At 40.4% G+C, this 19,282-nt stretch carries 16 protein-coding genes and 1 pseudogene; 9 read left to right on the top strand and 8 right to left on the bottom strand.

Features of this window, described 5'->3' with window-relative positions:
* Positions 1-77: 77 nt before the first annotated feature.
* Positions 78-1,382: an NAD(P)/FAD-dependent oxidoreductase gene (locus ND6B_RS12995; protein ID WP_033103021.1), complete on the bottom strand. Its 1,305-nt coding sequence runs from the start codon at positions 1,380-1,382 to the stop codon at positions 78-80.
* Positions 1,383-1,616: 234 nt separating this feature from the next.
* Here ND6B_RS12995 and ND6B_RS13000 point away from each other — a divergent pair, with 234 nt between their 5' ends.
* The 4 genes from ND6B_RS13000 (at position 1,617) to ND6B_RS13015 (ending at position 5,609) form a co-directional block, all read left to right on the top strand.
* Positions 1,617-3,557, top strand: a complete 1,941-nt coding sequence (locus tag ND6B_RS13000; protein WP_028834291.1) for a RecQ family ATP-dependent DNA helicase — start codon at positions 1,617-1,619, stop codon at positions 3,555-3,557.
* A gap of 107 nt (positions 3,558-3,664) precedes the next feature.
* Positions 3,665-4,738, top strand: a complete 1,074-nt coding sequence (locus ND6B_RS13005; RefSeq protein WP_013462897.1) for a porin — start codon at positions 3,665-3,667, stop codon at positions 4,736-4,738.
* A gap of 11 nt (positions 4,739-4,749) precedes the next feature.
* Entirely contained in the window at positions 4,750-5,157 is a 408-nt protein-coding gene (locus ND6B_RS13010; RefSeq protein WP_013462898.1) for a substrate-binding domain-containing protein, read from the top strand.
* Positions 5,158-5,306: 149 nt separating this feature from the next.
* A complete protein-coding gene (locus ND6B_RS13015; protein WP_013462899.1) occupies positions 5,307-5,609 on the top strand; it encodes a YkgJ family cysteine cluster protein in 303 nt (100 codons plus the stop codon).
* A gap of 32 nt (positions 5,610-5,641) precedes the next feature.
* Here the strand turns inward: ND6B_RS13015 and ND6B_RS13020 are convergent, their stop codons facing one another.
* The 3 genes from ND6B_RS13020 to ND6B_RS13030 are packed head-to-tail and all read right to left on the bottom strand — an operon-like array spanning position 5,642 to position 9,128.
* Entirely contained in the window at positions 5,642-7,006 is a 1,365-nt protein-coding gene (locus tag ND6B_RS13020; protein ID WP_033103020.1) for a TrkH family potassium uptake protein, read from the bottom strand.
* A gap of 2 nt (positions 7,007-7,008) precedes the next feature.
* Positions 7,009-7,662 (bottom strand): potassium channel family protein, encoded by a 654-nt coding sequence (locus ND6B_RS13025; RefSeq protein WP_016899132.1) that lies wholly within the window; start codon positions 7,660-7,662, stop codon positions 7,009-7,011.
* Positions 7,663-7,673: 11 nt separating this feature from the next.
* On the bottom strand, positions 7,674-9,128 hold the full coding sequence (locus ND6B_RS13030) for a TrkH family potassium uptake protein (protein ID WP_033103019.1): 1,455 nt from the start codon (positions 9,126-9,128) through the stop codon (positions 7,674-7,676).
* Positions 9,129-9,333: 205 nt separating this feature from the next.
* On the opposite strand from ND6B_RS13030, the gene ND6B_RS13035 reads away from it, so the two are divergent.
* From ND6B_RS13035 to ND6B_RS13050, 4 genes are all read left to right on the top strand, one after another.
* Positions 9,334-10,659, top strand: coding sequence for a DUF4118 domain-containing protein (locus ND6B_RS13035; RefSeq protein WP_033103018.1), 1,326 nt, complete (start codon positions 9,334-9,336; stop codon positions 10,657-10,659).
* Positions 10,652-11,320: a response regulator gene (locus tag ND6B_RS13040; protein ID WP_024602614.1), complete on the top strand. Its 669-nt coding sequence runs from the start codon at positions 10,652-10,654 to the stop codon at positions 11,318-11,320. The genes ND6B_RS13035 and ND6B_RS13040 overlap by 8 nt, the downstream gene beginning before the upstream one ends.
* 244 nt (positions 11,321-11,564) lie before the next feature.
* Positions 11,565-13,679 (top strand): ATP-binding protein, encoded by a 2,115-nt coding sequence (locus tag ND6B_RS13045; RefSeq protein WP_235420451.1) that lies wholly within the window; start codon positions 11,565-11,567, stop codon positions 13,677-13,679.
* A gap of 19 nt (positions 13,680-13,698) precedes the next feature.
* A complete protein-coding gene (locus tag ND6B_RS13050; RefSeq protein ID WP_033103016.1) occupies positions 13,699-15,234 on the top strand; it encodes an HD domain-containing phosphohydrolase in 1,536 nt (511 codons plus the stop codon).
* Positions 15,235-15,285: 51 nt separating this feature from the next.
* Here the strand turns inward: ND6B_RS13050 and ND6B_RS13055 are convergent, their stop codons facing one another.
* The 4 genes and pseudogenes from ND6B_RS13055 to ND6B_RS13065 all read right to left on the bottom strand — a co-directional run.
* On the bottom strand, positions 15,286-15,903 hold the full coding sequence (locus ND6B_RS13055) for a glutathione S-transferase family protein (RefSeq protein ID WP_033103015.1): 618 nt from the start codon (positions 15,901-15,903) through the stop codon (positions 15,286-15,288).
* 48 nt (positions 15,904-15,951) lie between these two features.
* Positions 15,952-16,980 (bottom strand): NADP-dependent oxidoreductase, encoded by a 1,029-nt coding sequence (locus ND6B_RS13060; protein WP_033103014.1) that lies wholly within the window; start codon positions 16,978-16,980, stop codon positions 15,952-15,954.
* 172 nt (positions 16,981-17,152) lie between these two features.
* A complete protein-coding gene (locus ND6B_RS0119085; RefSeq protein ID WP_013462910.1) occupies positions 17,153-17,329 on the bottom strand; it encodes a GNAT family N-acetyltransferase in 177 nt (58 codons plus the stop codon).
* Positions 17,330-17,604: 275 nt separating this feature from the next.
* Positions 17,605-17,913 (bottom strand): annotated as a pseudogene (locus ND6B_RS13065) (GNAT family N-acetyltransferase); the annotation flags it as partial.
* Positions 17,914-18,066: 153 nt separating this feature from the next.
* Between ND6B_RS13065 and ND6B_RS13070 the strand changes: the two are divergent.
* Positions 18,067-19,272 (top strand): anhydro-N-acetylmuramic acid kinase, encoded by a 1,206-nt coding sequence (locus tag ND6B_RS13070; RefSeq protein ID WP_033103013.1) that lies wholly within the window; start codon positions 18,067-18,069, stop codon positions 19,270-19,272.
* Positions 19,273-19,282: the final 10 nt, after the last annotated feature.

The following is a 19,282-nucleotide window of genomic DNA, read 5'->3' as shown; positions in this document are numbered from 1 at the left end:
TTTTTGTGTACTTTATATAGCTAATATTAAAAATTAAAGACAGTGGTAATTTAAATTACCACTGTCTTTAATTTTGGCTAGTGCAGCTTCATTTTAGGACGCACAACACGCAGCACTTTTTCGCTGATCCACAAAGCAAAGGTTTTGGCACTGCCATGAATAGCGCGCTGATGCATTCTATATAATGAAATATACATAAAGCGGGCAATTTTACCTTCAATAAAAAAGCTATTACTGGTTAGGTTACCCATTAAGCTGCCTACTGTGCTGTAGCGCGATAAATTAACCAGTGAGCCATGGTCGTTATACTCGAATTTTTTAAGGGGCTGCTCACGTAATGTGGCGATTAAGTTTTTTTCAACGCATTGTGCCATTTGATGTGCCGATTGTGCGCGTGGCGGCACTTGCGTACCATCATCTTGCGTAAACGCGCAGCAATCACCGAGCACATATATTTGTGGGTCAAGGTTGCTTTGTAAGTACTCGTTTACTTTTATTTGGTTATTACGAGTCAGCTCAAAAATACCCAGCTCTTTAATAAAGTCAGGTGCTTTTACGCCCGCCGCCCACACCATAATATCCGCATTTATTTGCTCATCATCATTGGTGATAAAGCCATGTTCGGTTGCTTGTTTAACTTGGGTATTTTCCCGAACGGTGACGCCTAATCTTAATAACTCACGCTTGGCCGAACTGGCAATTCGCTCAGACAGCGCCGGAAGAATCCTGGGGCCCGCTTCAATCAGATGAATATGTAAACGCTTAGCCGACATATTGGTTAAACCGTATATTTTTAGTAAATCAGAAACATGATACAGCTCAGCCGAGAGCTCAACCCCAGTTGCTCCACCGCCAACAATGGCGATGTTTAATGCGTGTAATGGGTCATCGTCTTGATGAAGGCGAGTAAAGTTATCCAGCAGCGCGTGTTGAAAGCGCTCTGCTTGTTGATTTGAATCTAGGTAAAAACAATGCTCTTTAATGCCTGGCGTATTAAAGTCGTTACTCACACTGCCAATAGCAATAACTAAATGATCATAGTGAACGGTGCGTTTAGGTAAAATTTGATGCCCTAACTCGTCATATAGAGGGCTTAAGGTAATGGTTTTATTGTTGTTATCGAGGTTGCAAAAGGTACCAAGTTGAAAGTTATAGTGATGTTTGGCAGCATGCGCGGAGTAAACAACCCCATCTAAATCGGCATCAATAGAGCCAGTTGCAACCTCGTGCAATAACGGTTTCCATATATGAGTGCGATTTTTATCGATGAGTAATATATTTGCGTGTTGTCTCTTTCCTAGTTTGTGACCTAACTGAGTTGCTAGCTCCAGCCCACCAGCGCCACCGCCGATGATGACGATTTTTGGTATGGTTATATCCATGACTATGCCCTTAAAAATAATATACCGAAGCAATTTATGTACGTTGATTTTTAAAATGACTTGGGTATCAAAAAATTATTTTGGCAAAGCACGTTTTTATGGGGCTATAGTGTGCGCCTAATTAAAGGATATGTCAGCAATAAATCACGTCATTTGATGTATACTGATATGCAAATATTTCATCTACTGCGCATTTACAGCATTTATGGGCACCGACATAAAAAGGACGCTTTTATGAGTACCTCGCTAGTTCAGTCTCTTGAGCAACATTTTGGTTTTAATCAGTTTAGAGCAGGGCAACAACAAACCATAGAGCAGCTGCTAAATGGCCAATCATCATTGGCAATATTTCCTACAGGATCGGGTAAGTCGTTGTGCTATCAACTCACCGCGTTACATTTACCGCATTTAACGCTGGTGGTATCGCCATTATTGGCCTTGATGAAAGATCAAATTAGCTTTTTAAATAGCAAAGGAATCTATGCCGCCAGCCTCGACTCAAGCCAAGACCAAATGCAAAGTAGCACTGTAATGAACGACGTACGAAGTGGTAAAGTTAAAGTGTTAATGGTGTCGGTTGAGCGCTTTAAAAACGAACGCTTTAGGGAGTTTATAAGCCAAGTGGCGCTTTCTATGCTGGTTGTTGACGAAGCGCATTGTATATCTGAATGGGGGCATAACTTTAGACCCGATTACTTAAAACTACCTCGTTACCGTGAAGAGCTAAATATTCCGTTAGTGCTACTATTAACCGCTACCGCCACTAAAAAAGTAAAACGCGATATGGCCGAGCGCTTTGCTATTGAGCCACAATGTATTGTGCAAACGGGGTTTTATCGCGCTAATTTAGATTTAAATGTGCTGAGTGTTAAAACGGCGGATAAAAACAATGAGCTTACTAAAATTGTCCGTGCGCAAACCGGCCCCGGTATTGTGTATGTCACGCTGCAGCAAAGTGCTGAGCAAGTGGCCAATATGTTAAGCGCGCAGGGCCTGCAAGCAGTGGCGTATCATGCAGGGCTTGAAGACACCCTACGCGGGCAAATTCAAGACGATTTTATGGCAGGCAAAATAAATGTAGTGGTTGCTACCATTGCCTTTGGTATGGGGGTTGATAAATCAGACATACGCTTTGTAATTCACTACGATTTACCTAAATCAATAGAAAACTACAGCCAAGAAATTGGCCGCGCAGGGCGTGACGGCAACCCATCAAATTGTTATACCCTGGCTAATTTAGATGGCTTAAATACAGTAGAAAACTTTATTTACGGCGATACTCCAGAGCTCAGCGGTATTGAATATGTTATTAACGATATTCGCCAAGCTCAACAGCAATGGGAAATGCAAGAATATAGCCTTTCAAGCGAGAGTAATATTCGCCAACTTGCCCTTAAAACCTTGCTGGTACAGCTTGAAATGCAAGGCGCAATAACCCCGCAGTATGCTTATTATGCCGATTTTAAGTATAAATTTTTGGTTGATAAAAATGAGTTACTTAGCCAGTTTGATGAGCAGCGCCAAGCTTTTTTAACACAAATATTTAGTCATACCGACTTTAAAAAAATATGGGGCACACTTAATTTTGACTCCCTAACGCAAGCCGCGCAGGTTGACCGTAAACGTGTGGTAGCCGCGCTTGACTATTTGGCTGAAAAAAACCTTATCACGCTTGAAACCAAACGTATTACTCACGTGTACAAAGTGCATAGCGAGGTGATTAATAATCCTGCACTTGCCCAGCAGTTACACGATTATTTTACCGATAAAGAGCAAGCGGAAATAAAACGGATTGCTGCTTTAGTGCGTTTTTTTGAGCTGCAATCTTGCTTAAGCTATAACTTAGCCCGTTACTTTGATGATGCGAATGCGCCACAGCAGTGTGGACATTGCTCGGTGTGTCGTGGGCATTCAGTTAAGCTTGAATATTCAATTCCCCCTGCAACGATTGATACAGCGCTTATTTATCAAAAGGTCGATGAGTTTTTAGCGCACATGGCAACTAAAGGTGTGCACAATGTGGGTATTGAAACCCAATGCCGGTTTTTAGCGGGAATGAGCGTGCCACTGTTTGCGCGTAATAAAGTACGTCAACTAAGTGGTTTTGCACTGTGCGAGCAACAGCGCTACAGCGAAATTAAAGGGACATTGCTATCAAGGTCGATGGCTAAATAATATTAGAAATCAGTATAAAAATAAAAGAGTGTTAATTTTTTGTTTCTTTTTCTTGCTTTACTATACTCAATTTGGCTATGACAGCCATTATAATAATGAGGTGATCAATGAAACTGCAAAAAATTATACTATTGGGAGCATTTATATCAGCAAGTAGTTATGCTGAAATTAATATTTCGGGTTTTGCAAGTATTAATGCAGGTAAGGTACTGAGCGGTACAGGTGTCCCGCAATATGGCGTTGAACCAACATTTCTTGCGGACTATCCAAATGTTAGTGCATACACTGAAGATTTATCCTTTTCGCCAGAGTCTTTGATTGGATTACAGGTTTCAGGCGATTTGGGTGAAGGTCTTTCTGTAACAGGTCAGCTAGTTGCCAGAGGAGTCAACGACTTTGAGGCAAACTTTGAATGGGCTTATATTTCTTACGATATTAATGATAATTGGACTATTCAAGCAGGTAAGAAGCGTTTACCACTATTTTACTACTCAGACTTTTTCGATGTAGGTTATGCATATGTATGGATGCGAGCCCCTGCAGATAACTATACATGGCAAGTATTTAACTACGAGGGCGTTAATTTACTCTACTCAGGTTCTATAGGTGACTGGGGAGTGTCTGCGAATATTTATACTGGTAAAGAGGACGATGACGATAACAAGCTATTATCAGACTTCTTCTTTCAAGAGCCAACAAGAGAAATTTGGGAAGATATGTTAGGCGGCGTACTGTTACTAAATCGTGACTGGCTCGAACTAAGAGTGACCCACATGCAATACACCAACAAGCGTTTTCGTGCGGGTGAACCGGTTTTGTGGGACGGCAAAGATAGCAGAGATGGTAAATTTTATGGTTTAGCTGCAAATCTTGATTTTGGTGATTTTTTCGTTTTAAGTGAGCTTAACCGCTTAGACTTAGATGGTAATCTCGACACTTATATGATCAGTGCGGGCTATCGTTTTGACTCTATTACACCTTATGTCATGTTTTCAGACTTCGAACAAGAAGGTGAAGGTGATACAGAGCAGCATAATACATTTGCTGTTGGTGTGAGGTGGGACTTTCATCCGTCAGCTGCATTTAAAGTGCAATACGATAGAGTCAAAGATGACTCGTTTGATTTAGCTGTGGCCGGTGATAGTAAAGCTATCACGCTTGGTGTCGATGTTGTATTTTAAGGAGAAGTAAAATGAAAAAATTAATATTAAGTGTAATATTCCTGTTTACGAACTTCGCCTATGCAGATTTTGCTATTATCGTGCATCCTTCAAATGAAAGTAGCTTTGATGAGTCTGTTATCAGCCGAATTTATACAGGAAAAGAAAAGTCATTTAGCAATGGCAATAAGATCATTCCAATATCTCAAGAACCAAGTAGTGCTGCAACCGAGCAATTTAATAGTAAATTACTTAATAAAACGTCTTCTCAGTTAAAAGCATATTGGTCAAAACTAATTTTCACAGGAAAGGGCACACCACCTAAAGAGTTAGAAAATGACAGTGAAGTAATCAAAATGGTCGCAGCTAACCCTGACACCATTGGCTTTGTCTCTTCATCAGCTGTATCGGATAACGTTAAAGTGGTTTTCAATTTTTAATCTTAAATAAGCGTGCTGGTTAATCAGCACGCTTTTTTAGTGATTAGTTAATTACAATATAACGATGTTTAATATCTGACGTTATTTTACTGTCACCCTTGCCTCGCTCGTGTATCCTATAGCTTGTATATCATTTATCAAAAGTCTGTATGCCAAACTCAATCATTGCTGTTGAAAATATCAATACCCAACCAGTCACTTGCGCTAACTGCCAAGCGTGTTGCTGCCAATTAGAAGTGCGTATTGTCACTGATACCGGTGTTCCTTTTCGATATATTGATTACGACAAATGGGGCAGTGAGGTCATGAAGCGCGGCGACGATGGCTGGTGCGAAGCACTTGATAGAAATACCCTCATGTGTACTATTTACGAAAATCGCCCATTAACGTGTCGAGAATTTGAAATGGCATCGGGTGAGTGTATTACTGAGCGGGAGCTAGCGGGTATTTAAAACGCGGGCTGATTAACCCGCGTGAATGTTTGTTAGCCAATAGAGAGTTGCGCGCTTGGGTATCTTAGCTTTTTAGTGCGTGGACTTGCTAAAAAATAGGCGATAGTGAGCGGACCTATTCTGCCCATGAACATTAAAAACATAATAATAAACTCTCCCAGTGGTGATAGCGAGGATGTTAAACCACGTGAAAGCCCTACCGTCCCCAGTGCAGATACCGCTTCAAAAGCAACATCTAAAAAAGGCGCATCTTCGACGACCAGTAAGGTAAAAATAGCTAACCAAGTGACTCCTGCTGAAATAATGGTTAAAGCTAATGCTTTATACACAGATTCTTTGTCTATTTCTCGGCGTAACACAGTGACGCCTTTGTCACGTCTTAGGTAGCTATAGGTTGCTAAAATTAAAACGATAAACGTAACGACTTTAATGCCACTTGCGGTACTTAAAGAGCCGCCACCAATAAACATAAGCATCATAGTTAAAGCGGTGCTGGCATTTTTTAATTCTTCAATAGCAATGGTATTGAATCCCGCAGTACGGGGAGTGACAGCTTGAAACCAAGCAGCTAACCATTTACCTACTTCAGACAGTGGTTGCAGTGTTTTTGGATTATCGTATTCAATCGCGTAAATAAGCAATAATGCAATAACGTTAATAATAACTGTGCTGATCAACATTAATTTACTGTAGGGACTGAGCTTTGCCCAACGCTTTGATTTATATAAATCCATTAATACGGTAAAGCCAAGCCCACCAATAATAAACAAACCGGTAATAGTTAAATTCACAACGGGGTCATCAACATACTGCATTAAGCTGTTAGGACTCAATGCAAACCCTGCATTGTTAAAAGCGCTAATGGTATAAAAAAGAGCATGAAAAAAGCTTTTCTGTAAACCCATTTCAGGTAGCCAATACAGCGTTAAAATAACAACGCCTATGGATTCTACGATTAGTGCAAACAGTAAAACAGACTTAGCGGTATTGACCAACGTAGATGTATCTGTTTGATTAAAAGCAGCTTTGGTGACTGTTTTTTGAATAAAGCCAACTTTATTACCCAGTGCCATTAAAGTTACAACCGCAAAGGTCATTAACCCCAGACCACCCAGTTGAATTAATAACGCAATAACGCCTTGTCCAAAAGGGGTAAACACTGAACCGGTATCCACTACAACCAGTCCAGTTACAGTCACCGCAGAGGTTGCCGTAAACGCACTTTGTATCCATGAAATAGGCTCATAGGTTGCAAAAGACAGTTTTAATGCCAATGCTCCTAGCGTTATTAATATTAAAAAACTGCAACATAAAATAAGAGGCGGAGCCGCATTGATTTTTTTATGCCCACTGACTTTGCGCTCAATAGGCGTTTTGAGAGGGTGCCATAAAACCATGATTATAAGAGCCTTGGAGCTAGATAGTTTAATTCGACTCGGCTACCTGATAGCAGTAAGGTGTCGTGGGTATGTAACTCAAAGTCGTCATCAAGTTTGACAAACGTTTGCTTGGCGCGCTTTACCAATAGAGGGTCTACAGTGCCTTTTATTTCTCTGAGTAGATGCCCTAGTTTTGTTTTATGTAGGTGAGCTTTTATACTTACTTCAACAACGTATAAGCCATTGCCTAATGAAATATAGTCGTTCACTATCGGGTAATTAAGCGCTTGTGCAACGCGCACCCCCATTTCTTCCTCAGGGTGAATAATGCGTGTTACACCTAATTTAGAGATAATAGTGTGATGGGCTTTAGTACTCGCTTTTACCCATATTTGCTCAACAGCTAAGTTTTTTAATGCAAGCGTGCACAGAATGCTCGATTGCATATCTTCCCCAATCGCCACTAAAACAGCCTGACTACTCGCTAAATCAAGCTCTTTAAGTGCGGCTTCATCGGTGGAGTCGCAAACGACGGTTTCAGATAAATGCTCAACATACTTTTCGGCGAGTTTTGGGTTACTATCTACGCCAGTCACTGTGTGTCCTAAATGAATTAACTCAAGACTTGCTGCAATGCCGAAGCGACCTAAACCAATCACTGTAAAATGTGCCATATTATTCCTCGTTATTTTTTCCAAAAGCTATGAGTAAAAAGTGCAAAAACAGTAAAATATTCTAACCGGCCCACGATCATAGCGACCGAGAGTATCCAAATACCGGTATCTGAAACGGGTTGAAAGTTAGCGCCAACTTCACCAAACCCAGGGCCAAGTACATTGACGCAAGCAGCTACCGCAGTAAATGCACTCCAAAAATCAAGACCCGTTGCCATAAGTAACATTGTAAACAGTAAGCTTGTACCAACAGCAAAGGTCATAAATGCCATAATTGCATGGCGTACATCTTCTTTAACGGGCGAACCTTGATATTTAAGTGTAAATATCGCTCTTGGATGAAGTAGCTGTTTAATATTGTTATTAATCATTCTGCTAACAATAATGTTACGAATTATTTTATTTCCGCCAGCGGTTGAACCTGCGCAACCACCAAGATAGCCAGCAATAACCAGCAAAAACCCAGCCTCAGCTGGCCAGTCAGTAAAGCCTGCTGCGCCATAACCGGTGCTGGTAATAAAAGAAATAATATGAAATGTGGAGAAACTAAATGCTTCAAGTACATTTGAGTAGCTGTCTTTAAGCAGCAACATAGTGGTTAAAAGAACTGCTAAAAACACGACGATATAAATAAAATAACGTGTTTCTTCATCGTGATAATAACTAGTAATGGCTCTTTTGTGCGCCACTTTGAAGTGCAAGGCAAAGTTAATCGCACCTGCAAGCATAAAGACATTAGCTATCCACAGCAGTAAATGGCTGCGGTAATACCACATACTGGCATCATGCGTTGAAAACCCCCCAGTTGAAACTGTGGTAAAGGCATGTGCAATCGCATCGTATAAACTCATTCCACCAGCGTAATAGGCTAAAATACAAAGTACCGTGATTGCAAAATAAACACCCCATAAATAATGCGCGGTACTGGCAACGCGCGGAGTTAATTTTTCGTCTTTAATGGGGCCTGGGGTTTCTGCTTTTAGTAATTTCATGCCACCAATATTCAACATAGGTAAAATAGCCACTACAAAAATTACTATGCCTAAACCGCCCATCCATTGTAAAAATTGTCGATACAATAAAAAGCTAGCAGGCATGTTATCGAGCCCTGATAGCACGGTTGCACCAGTGGTAGTTAAGGCGCTAATTGACTCAAATACTGCATCGCTAAAGTTAACGCCAGTGACAACCAAAATGGGAATAGCGCCTAACACACCGGCTATAATCCACGTTACTGTGGCGTAAATGAGTGCATCTCTGAATGTTGCGCCGGTATAATCTGTTTTACGTAAATTGATAAGTAGCACTAAAGCGACTGAGATCATCGTTGCGCCAGAAATAAGAAACGCACTAATAACGCGATCTTTAAAAATAAATAATGAAAGCGCTGCGAATACTAGTTGCACCACTCCCATCCAAATAATAGGAAAGGCGAGTAGTCTTAAGGTGATTTTCCAATTTATCATCAATACGCCTTATCAAATACCTATTGCAGGTAACACGCAATCACTAAAGTTGAGTTGAATATACGGGATCAAATACTAAAGTCAGCGCTGCACTGCAAAGCTTTATAAAGATTTAACGAACGAGATAAAAAACTTTATAAAAACTTTATAGAGGCAATATCGAAAAGGCAGTAACCTAAGTGCTCAAATGTTAGAGGAATAATTAATGAATCAGGTCGAGGCCAAACCAAGGTGGTATAAAGCATTTTTTTTGGCGGTAATAATGCCATTAATTGTGGTTATGGCCATTTTCCCTGTTCGTAACTGGTTTACTACTACCGATATTGTAATGCTTCAGTTATTGTGGGTGACTTGGGTTGCTGTACGGAGTAACCGTCGCCTTGCGATACTGACCACCTTAGTAAGTGTCGCATGTACAGATTGGTTTTTTGTTGCCCCTAATTTTACTTTTCATATTGAAAACATAGAATATTTAGTAACTTTTATTGTTATGCTAATTGTTGGTTTTGTGATCAGTCAATTGGCGGGAGAGCTCAGTACTAAAGTCAGAGATGTGCAATTACACGCAAGTAATAGCCGCACCTTGTATGAACTGGCAAAAGACCTAAATAGCCTAGATACGCTGGACGAACAAAAAAAGTACTTTGTACAGCGGATCGGTAAGCATTTAAATGCATCTTGCACATTTATGCCTGCAGCACCGCGAGGCAACAGTGAATTTATATTACTTAGTGAGGCTAACCCGAGCTGGGGCGGGTTTAATTTTACTAAACGGTTAACGCAAGGGCAAAAAGCCTTTGCTGATACCGCTATTTCGCTGCTTTATCAAGTACATGAAAAAACGTTATTACGCCAGCAGTCGGCTGCTATTTCGGTGCAAGCGGAATTAGAACGCGCTAAAAATGCACTTTTACGTAGTTTGTCACATGATTTACGCACACCATTGGCAACTATTATGGGCGCATCCAGCATGCTTGCAGATGATGAAATTACCCTCAGCGACAGCGTGATAAAAGAGCAAGCGAGTAATATTTATGAGCAAAGTAAAATACTTAATCAGCACTTTGATAAAGTCATGGAGTTAAGCCGAGTTAATAAAATGGGTGAAAACCTATGTTGGCAAACAATAAACTTACAAGCATTACTCAGTGAAGCCAAAGCTCGCAGACAGCAGCAACTCACTCATTTTGTTATAGATACCAATATAGACGCTCAGTCAAAATGCATAGGGGATGTGACTTTATTAGAAATTGCGCTAGCTAATATGCTCGAAAATGCATGGCGTTATGGTGATGGGAAGGTGAGCGTTGAATTTACTCAAAGTAGCAATCAGCAAAAGGTATGTTATCAGTTACTTCTCACTAATAACGTGATCACTAAAGCGCAAACAAGTAGCGATGAAGGCGTTGGGCTGGGCAGTATTATTTGTGATGTAGTGGCTAAATTTCACCAAGGTACATTTACATTAACAATTAACAACGAGACACAGATGGCGTACGCAAAATTGATCTGGGAAAAAGACAATGACTAAAATCTTAATATTGGAAGACTCTCCCCCTTTACAAAGCTTTTTAAAAACCTTGTTGCAAGCCAGTGGTTACGAGCTAAGTATTTGTGATAAAGGCTTAGATGGTTTTGCACGTTTAAGTGAGCAAAGTTATGATCTTGTGTTATTAGACTTAGGCTTGTTAGATATGGATGGTCAAGACTGGCTGATTGAGTTTCGACAATGGAGTGCCTTACCTGTTTTGGTGCTGTCAGCGCGAGATGGCGAAGTTGAAAAGGTAACCGCGCTTGATAATGGAGCAAATGACTATATTACCAAACCGTTTAGCGCGAATGAGTTACTCGCCAGAATTCGGGTGTTATTGCGCACCCAAAGTCAGCCGAGTGTGGCGTTTACCTGTGGGAATATAAAAATAGATCCACAAAAGCACATAGTAACCACCTCGGGGAATGAGATAAAACTGACTAAAAAAGAGTACGCAATATTATTATTGCTGTTTCAAAATAAAGATAAAGTACTCACTCATAATGCAATTTTAAGCCATATTTGGGGAGCGCAGTACATAGATCGTCCTGAATATGTGCGGGTACATGTAGCGCAGCTCAGACAAAAACTAGAAGCTAACCCTGCTAGTCCAAAATACATATTAACTGAACCCGCTGTGGGTTATCGGTTGGTCGATTAAACAATAAGAACTTTACAGTCTGCTCTACAACTCAGCGAGTCTGATAAATTATATAAATAACGCTTTTGTTTCCAAGCGATACTCTATTTAACAACCTTGTCTGTTATATAGCGGGTATTTTAATACCCCGCTTCTGCATTAATTTCTACACAATTGATTTGCCTAGAAAGTTTTTATAGTCTAATTTTTAAGCTTAATACTTCAGATCCTCAGGATGTTGGCTTGCTTGTTTAAGCCTAAAATTATGCGACTACCACTCATACACTCTTTGCAAGGAAAGATGCTGCTGTATTTGGCATTGCCCGTCATGCTCATTATTGCCAGTATTTTGAGTTATTGGTATTCAACTAGCCTTAATCAGGCTGTTATACAAGCAAAACTAAATTTAAGCCAGACGGCAGATACGATTGCCGCGAAGGTAAATGAAGAAACGCAATTAGCGGTACGCACTACAGAGATTATGGCCTTAGCACAGCAAAATGGGTTGTTTGGTGATAGAGAGGCAAGTATTAATTTTGTTCGTGCAGTGCTTAAAATGAACCCTTCATTTGTGGGGGCTTCGTTTGGTTATGAGCCTAATGCCGATAATCAAGATCAAGCCTATATTAATGCCCCACCGTTAAAAGAGGGCGTTTATGTAGACCAAACTGGCCGTTTTTTACCTTATTGGCATCGTGATTTTAATGACTCTGAACGTTTGTTACTTGAGCCCTTGGTCGATATGGAATCAAGTCTTTATTATGAGGGAGTACGTCAACAGTTTTTACGTGATGGTAATACCGAGACGATGATCACTGAGCCCTATGTTTACGAGGGAAGAATGCTGGTTGAACAAAGTTCGCCAATTATTATTAATGGCGAATTTGTCGGTATGGCAAGTGTAGATAGAGCACTTGCTGATATAACGGAATTCTTACAAACCATAAAGCAGCAACTAAAAATTGATGTTTTGTTACTCAGCCAACGTGACAACGTGATTGCCACGACATTAAATCATTCAGGACTAAAAACGAAAGCCATTTTAGACACAGATTATGCAAGTATAGCCAAACAGCTAAAATCACAGGGGCAAGCAAGAGAAATATTATCTGCTAACGATCCTTTTGATTCTGGAATATTCTATTTTGATAAAGCCAAGGTTGCCACTGGGCATTGGACAGTGATAGTGCGTCGCTCTGAAACCGATATTATTGGGCCTATTCAAGCGCAATTTAGCCCATTATTGGCAGCGGCTTTTGCAAGTGTATTACTGGTGTTTTTACTCTTTTGGTATTTTATTAACCGAACAACCAAGCGTATTAATATTGCGATTAAATCTGTTGAACAGCTAGCTAATGGAGATTTATCTATTCATGTTCAAAAGTATATGACTCAAAAGGATGAGCTTGGCACCATGTTTAGAAGCTTTGAGCGTTTAATTAAAGCCAGTAAAGATATTGATCAGGTTTGCTCTGCGATCGCAGCTGGGGATTTTTCTCAAACAGTTTCTAAGCGCAGCCCTTATGACAGTTTAAGTGATTCTATTAATTTAATGTCGAGTAAACGCCATGAGGCAGAGCAGGCTCTACTTGAGCAAACCATAGAGCTTCGTCGCACTCAGCAGGAGCTTGTTGAAGCAGAGAAAATGTCTTCACTTGGAAGTTTAGTCAGTGGTGTGGCACATGAGGTGAATACACCGTTAGGTGTTTGTGTGACAGCGACATCTCATTTGCGAGAAATGTTAATCGAAACTAAAAACAAAGTGGCTTCTGGCACCTTAAGTAAAACAGAGTTTAGTGAGTTTATTAGTGAAGTTGATTTAAGCTGTGACATTTTGCTAAAAAACATGCAACGTGCCGCTGATTTAATAAGCAGTTTTAAACGTGTAGCGGTTGATCAAACAACCGAAGAATTACGTAATTTGTATGTAAGTAGTTATTTTAATGAGGTGCTAAAAAGCCTCTATCATACCCTTAAAGCAACACCGGTTGATATTACCATTAGTGCAACGGAGCCTGAGCCAGAAGTGTATTCTGATCCCGGTGCCTTAGCGCAAATTTTCACTAATTTAGTAATGAATTCAATTATTCACGGTTTTCAAAATGGTAGAAAAAAAGGGCAGATAAGTGTTCATATTGAGTACTCAGACTCTGTCTGTATTCATTATCAAGACAGTGGTCAAGGCATGACAGATGAAGTTCAGAAAAAAGTGTTTGACCCGTTTTACACTACAAATAGAGCGGGTGGCGGCAGTGGCTTGGGGATGAATATTGTTTATAACCTCGTAGTTCACCGCCTGAAAGGGCAAATTGCAGTAAAGCAAAAAGAATCCACAGGCGTTTATTTTTTCATTCAATTTCCGGTAACGCCACCGAATTAATTAATAGCAGGGTGTGTTTATGGAGTGGTTACAAGATGATGTAGTGTCAGATAAAGCGGTTGCCAACAGCAATGCTAAGCCATGGAAAATCTTAATTGTTGATGACGATGACTCTGTGCATCAGGTAACTCAACTTGCAATGAAGCGCTTTGAATTTGAGCAACGCCCTGTTGAACTACACAGTGTTTACAGTGCATCTGAGGCGAAAGAGAAACTACAAAGCTCAGAACGTTACGCATTAATTTTACTAGATGTCGTAATGGAAACAGAACATGCAGGATTAGATCTTGCGCGATTTATTCGCCAAGACTTACAAAATGGTTATAGTCGAATTATTTTGCGAACAGGTCAGCCTGGGGTTGCGCCTGAGCGCAGTGTTATTCGCGATTATGATATTGATGGCTATAAAGCGAAGAGCCAACTGCAAAGCCAAGATCTTGAATTGATTTTTTATACCTCTTTACGAGCCTACCGCGATATTTGTATGCTACAAACTCACCGCTATAATTTAAAAAGACTAATAAAAGCTATCTCTACCATTACTCAAATTGGTGACTTGGTAGAGTTTACCTCTGTTGTCATGGAAGAGTTAAAACTTGTACTGAATATGAGCTCGGCCAATTTATATATTGATGCGCCTAAAGTATTTGGTATTTGTCAGTTAGATGAAAAGTTGCAAATGATTGAAGGGGAAGTCTCAGGTATACATCTGTTCACGGGAAGTGGTATTGATAGTATTCCGAAAAAGCATCAAGAGTACTTTTTAAGGGCGAAACAAACCAAGCAAAATTTTATTGCAGAAGATCATTATGTTTATTTTCATCATTCACAAAAAGGTCTAGATTCAATACTCGCATTTCAATCATTGCAACCGGTTAAAAAAGAAGCGCAACAGCTTGTTGACTTGTTTTTGGGCAATGTTGTTCTCACATTTGAAAGTTTATTATTAGCTAATTCAATTGAAGAAACCCAGCAGCTGGCTATCTCACTGATGGGAGGTGCCATGGAGTCGCGCTCCAAGGAAACGGGATCTCACGTAATTAGGGTTGGCTTATATGCAAAATTACTCGCGCAGCTGCATAATCAAAATCAAGCGTACTGCGATAAAATTAGCCTAGCTGCGCAATTACATGATGTAGGAAAGGTAGGTGTACCAGATCTCATTTTAAACAAGCCGGCAAAATTAGATGCTGACGAGTGGGAAATTATGAAACAGCATACCACTAAGGGCTGGGAAATTCTCAAAGGGACAGCTAATCCTGTTATTGATATGGCTGCAAACATTGCGATTGATCATCACGAGCGTTGGGATGGAGCCGGTTATCCGCACGCAAAAAAACAGCAAGAAATCAGTTTAGAAGGACGAATTACTGCGATTGCTGATGTGTTTGATGCGTTATGTTGTCGCCGTTGTTATAAAGAGCCTTGGAGTATGGATGACGCAAAAGCGGAAATAATTAAAGGTGCAGGTAATCATTTTGATCCAAACTTAGTTGCACTTTTTGAAGCACATTTTAATGATTTTAAACAAATTTATCTTGATAGACCTGAGTAGAAAAGCGGGTATCGCTTTGACTGTGAAACCACAATCAAAGCGAAAGGTAAGTTAGTCGTACTTGGCTTCTAACTCGTTAGCGGTATGAAATTTTTCATGAGATTGTAATTGCTCATCGTATTTAACCAGGTTTTTAAAGTGCTCTAACTGGCCTGCATTTTTAACGATTTCAACAATAAACGACATCATAAAATCGGCACCGGTTAGGGTCTCGCCCACTAAATAACGCTTGCCTTCAAGACGGCTGTTAAAATAGCCAATCACTTTAGCGGTTTCTGCATCAGCATAGCCCTCTAAAAACTGGGTTTTAGCACCATCTTTTTGCACAAACATTTTGAGTAAAAGCGGTAAAATTGCTGAGCTTTCTGCAAAATGTAGCCATTGCTGGTAGTCAACGTAATCAGGGGTGCCTGCTTTTGGGGCAAATTTACCTTTGCCATATTTAGTGATCAGGTAATCTGTGATAGCGCCAGACTCGGCAATCACTAAGCCATCATCTTCTATAACTGGCGATTTACCCAGCGGATGCACATTTTTAAGCTCATCAGGGGCTAAAAAAGTCTCAGTGTTACGTTGGTAAGCAACAATTTCGTAATCGACCTCAAGCTCTTCTAGTAACCAAATAATACGTTTAGAGCGAGATTTATTTAAATGGTGTAGTTTAATCATTTTCTTCCTTATTGAGCTGTGTTGAATTACAACACAGCCTGAATGTTATTATAGTGGGCTGTTAATCTTTACTACGGTTTTACCAAAGTTCTTCCCACTGATCATGTCGTTAAATGCACTGATGGTGTTTTCAATGCCTTCTACCAGATGTTCGCGGTATTGAATTTTTCCGTCTCGTAGCCATTTTTGCATGTCTTGTGCAAATTCGTCATAGCGGTGGCCATAATCATCAAAAATAATAAAGCCTTGCATTTTGATGCGCTTAGTTAGTAATTGTCCCATTAACATGCCCATTCGGTCTGGGCCCTCAGGCAAACTGGTCGCATTATATTGCGATACCAAACCACAGATAGGAACGCGCGCTGAGGTATTAAGCAAAGGTAATACGGCGTCAAACACTTTTCCGCCCACATTTTCATAATAAACATCAATGCCTTGGTCACATGCTTTTTCTAATTGCTCGGCAAAGTCATCGGCTTTGTGATCAATACAGGCATCAAAGCCTAGCTTTTCAACGGCATGAGCACATTTTTCGCTGCCACCGGCAACTCCAACCACTTTACAGCCTTTAATTTTAGCAATTTGGCCAACCGTTGCACCAACAGGTCCCGTTGCTGCTGCAACGACCACGGTTTCACCTGCTTTAGGGGCGCCAATATCGAGTAAACCCATGTAGGCGGTAAAGCCAGGCATACCCATAATACCCAATGCGTATGAAGGGTTTGTTGGTTCTTTACCTAATGACATTAAGCCTTCGCCATTTGAGATGGCGTAAGTTTGCCAACCTGTGTACGCTAATACCCATTCGCCTTCGCTAAATTTATCGTTTTTAGATGTTTCTACTTGGCACACCGTTGCACCAACCATTACATCACCAATTTCGACAGGGTCGGCATACGATTTAGCATCGCTCATACGGCCACGCATGTAGGGGTCTAATGATAAGTAAATTGTACGCAACAGTACTTCGCCCTCTTTTAACGATGGAAGCTCTTTGCTTTTAAATTCAAAGTTGTCATTGGTAGGGGCGCCATGTGGGCGCGAGGCTAAAGTAAATTGACGGCTAGTTGTAGACATAAAAATCTCCAAAATAAAGTGAAAAAACCACCTATTACCGAATGTTTAAGCTTTAAAACAATACACGGCTCAACAATAATGCGCGGATAGGCAGATAAAATTTGTACCTTGATACACGAGCTTTGGGCGAGAGGGGGTTAATTCAACCTTTGCAAACATTTAATTAGAATAATTACTCTGTTTTTAGCATGCTAAATATATGGCTATCAAAATAGTGACCATTTTTATAAATTGCTTGTTTTAAAATAGCCTCGGTATTAAAGCCACTTTTAAGCAGCGCCTTTATTGAGCCCGCATTACCAGCAAATACAGCCGCATAAATACGGTTTAAATTAGTACTTTTAAACACTTCTTTAGGGTCTATTGACCTTTGCGGATTACAATTTGTTCAAACTAGGGGCGGTTTAATCGCGGCGCGAGGTTTGTAACCTAGTGGGCTAAGTCAAAACCGAGCAACAAAGAGTAAATAGCCCCTAGGCAGAACCCGAAGGGCAGCGCCTGTTTAGCATTAATGCTGTGTTATCGCCTATTTATGTGGAATAACCACACCTCATAGGCTCTGCCTTGCCTAAATACCAAACAGACTGTTGCAAATTTAACCTTGAAAGGTCAACAGACCCTAATAATCAACCCAATGGCTTGGGTGATAATACCTTGCCCCCAATATTGCTGACTAAGCCAATAGCCTATTTCGCCACTGCGGCTATACTCAAATTCACCAGGAGTAATACCAATACACCCAACGCACAGGCCATCAACTTCGATGGCTTTAATGATGCCACATTTTGCTCCCTCGTTTACCCACCAATTCGCATCTGCCTGCGTATACGGAAATGGAATTTTAGAGGATAAATAGCGTGCTACTTGCTTATCGTTCAAAATGGTTACTATTTGAAAGGTATCGTGTTGCTTGAACTCACGTAAAATCATCATATGGTAAATAAGTTTATTATTATCAACCAATAACCTAGCAAGCTTTAGGCGTTTAAACAATGAAACTATCTTTTTAAAATTAAAGTGTATACAGCTATAACTTTGCTTTAAACTCTTTTAAAATATAATAAAAAGTACCTACACAGAGTCACTATGCACCCACACATTGCCGTCCTTTATAATAGCGCTAAAAAGCCCAGTCGTTTAATTATTGGCCTAATGAGTGGCACCTCTTTAGATGGTTTAGATGTGGCGCTATGTAAAATAACCGGAGCGGGTTTGCATACCCAAATAGAGGTATTAAAATTCACCACGGTTGAGTACAACGACGAGTATAAAACTAAAATAAAACAGGTGTTTGCTAAGCGCGAATGCGATTTAGAAGTGCTGACTTTGTTACATCCGTGGGTAGGTAAACTCCATGGTGCTATGGTTAATCAGTGTTTAGCACTGTGGCAAGTAAATCCAGCCGATATTGATGTAATAGCCAGTCACGGGCAAACTATTTATCACTGCCCGCAATCCCAACATAACCACCACGATTTTAAAAATGGCACGCTACAAATTGGCGACAGCGATCAAATAGCGGTTACTACAGGCATTACCACGATAGGTGACTTTAGGCAAAAGCATATTGCTGCTGGTGGTGAAGGCGCACCATTAGCTGTGTATGGAGATTATTTGTTTTTTGCCAGCCCAAATGAAAATCGTATTTTACTCAACATGGGGGGCATTGCTAATTTAACATTTTTACCTAAAAACGGCGATACTGGAGCGGTCTTTAGCTCTGACATTGGCCCTGGCAATACTATTATGGATGCTTATGTACAGCATTATTTTAAAGGGCTCCATTATGATGAGGGAGCTAAACTTGCCAAAGCTGGTAAAGTGAATACAAAGCTTCTTGCTGCGCTTACAGATAACGCGTTTTTTAAATTACCTCTGCCTAAAACAACCGGACCTGAGGTGTTTAATTTAGCTTATTTACGGGCGGCACAAATGCATTCAACGACACAAAGACTAAACCACGAAGATGTTTTAGCGACTTTAAATGCCCTTTCTGCCACTACGATTGCTAAGGCATTAAATGACTGTGCTCAACATACCCAAGACTGTGTAGTGTATGCCAGTGGTGGAGGTATTCATAATCCATTATTAATGGAGCAATTACTGATGCATTGCCCAAACATTAAGGCGTTTAAAAACACCGAGAGTTTAGGCGTAAATCCTGATGCCAAAGAGGCCGTGCTGTTTGCTATTTTGGCAAATGAATGTTTGGCAGGGCAACGTCAAAGCTTAAATAATAACAACCAAGGGATTTTAGATATCACTATGGGTAAAGTGAGCTTTGCTGATTGAGTAATAAAAA

The sequence above is a fragment of the Pseudoalteromonas sp. ND6B genome (genome assembly GCF_000764215.1).
Lineage (GTDB): Bacteria > Pseudomonadota > Gammaproteobacteria > Enterobacterales > Alteromonadaceae > Pseudoalteromonas > Pseudoalteromonas tetraodonis.
Note: the sequence above shows the minus strand (reverse complement) of the source record. Positions and strands in the feature narration are given on the sequence as shown.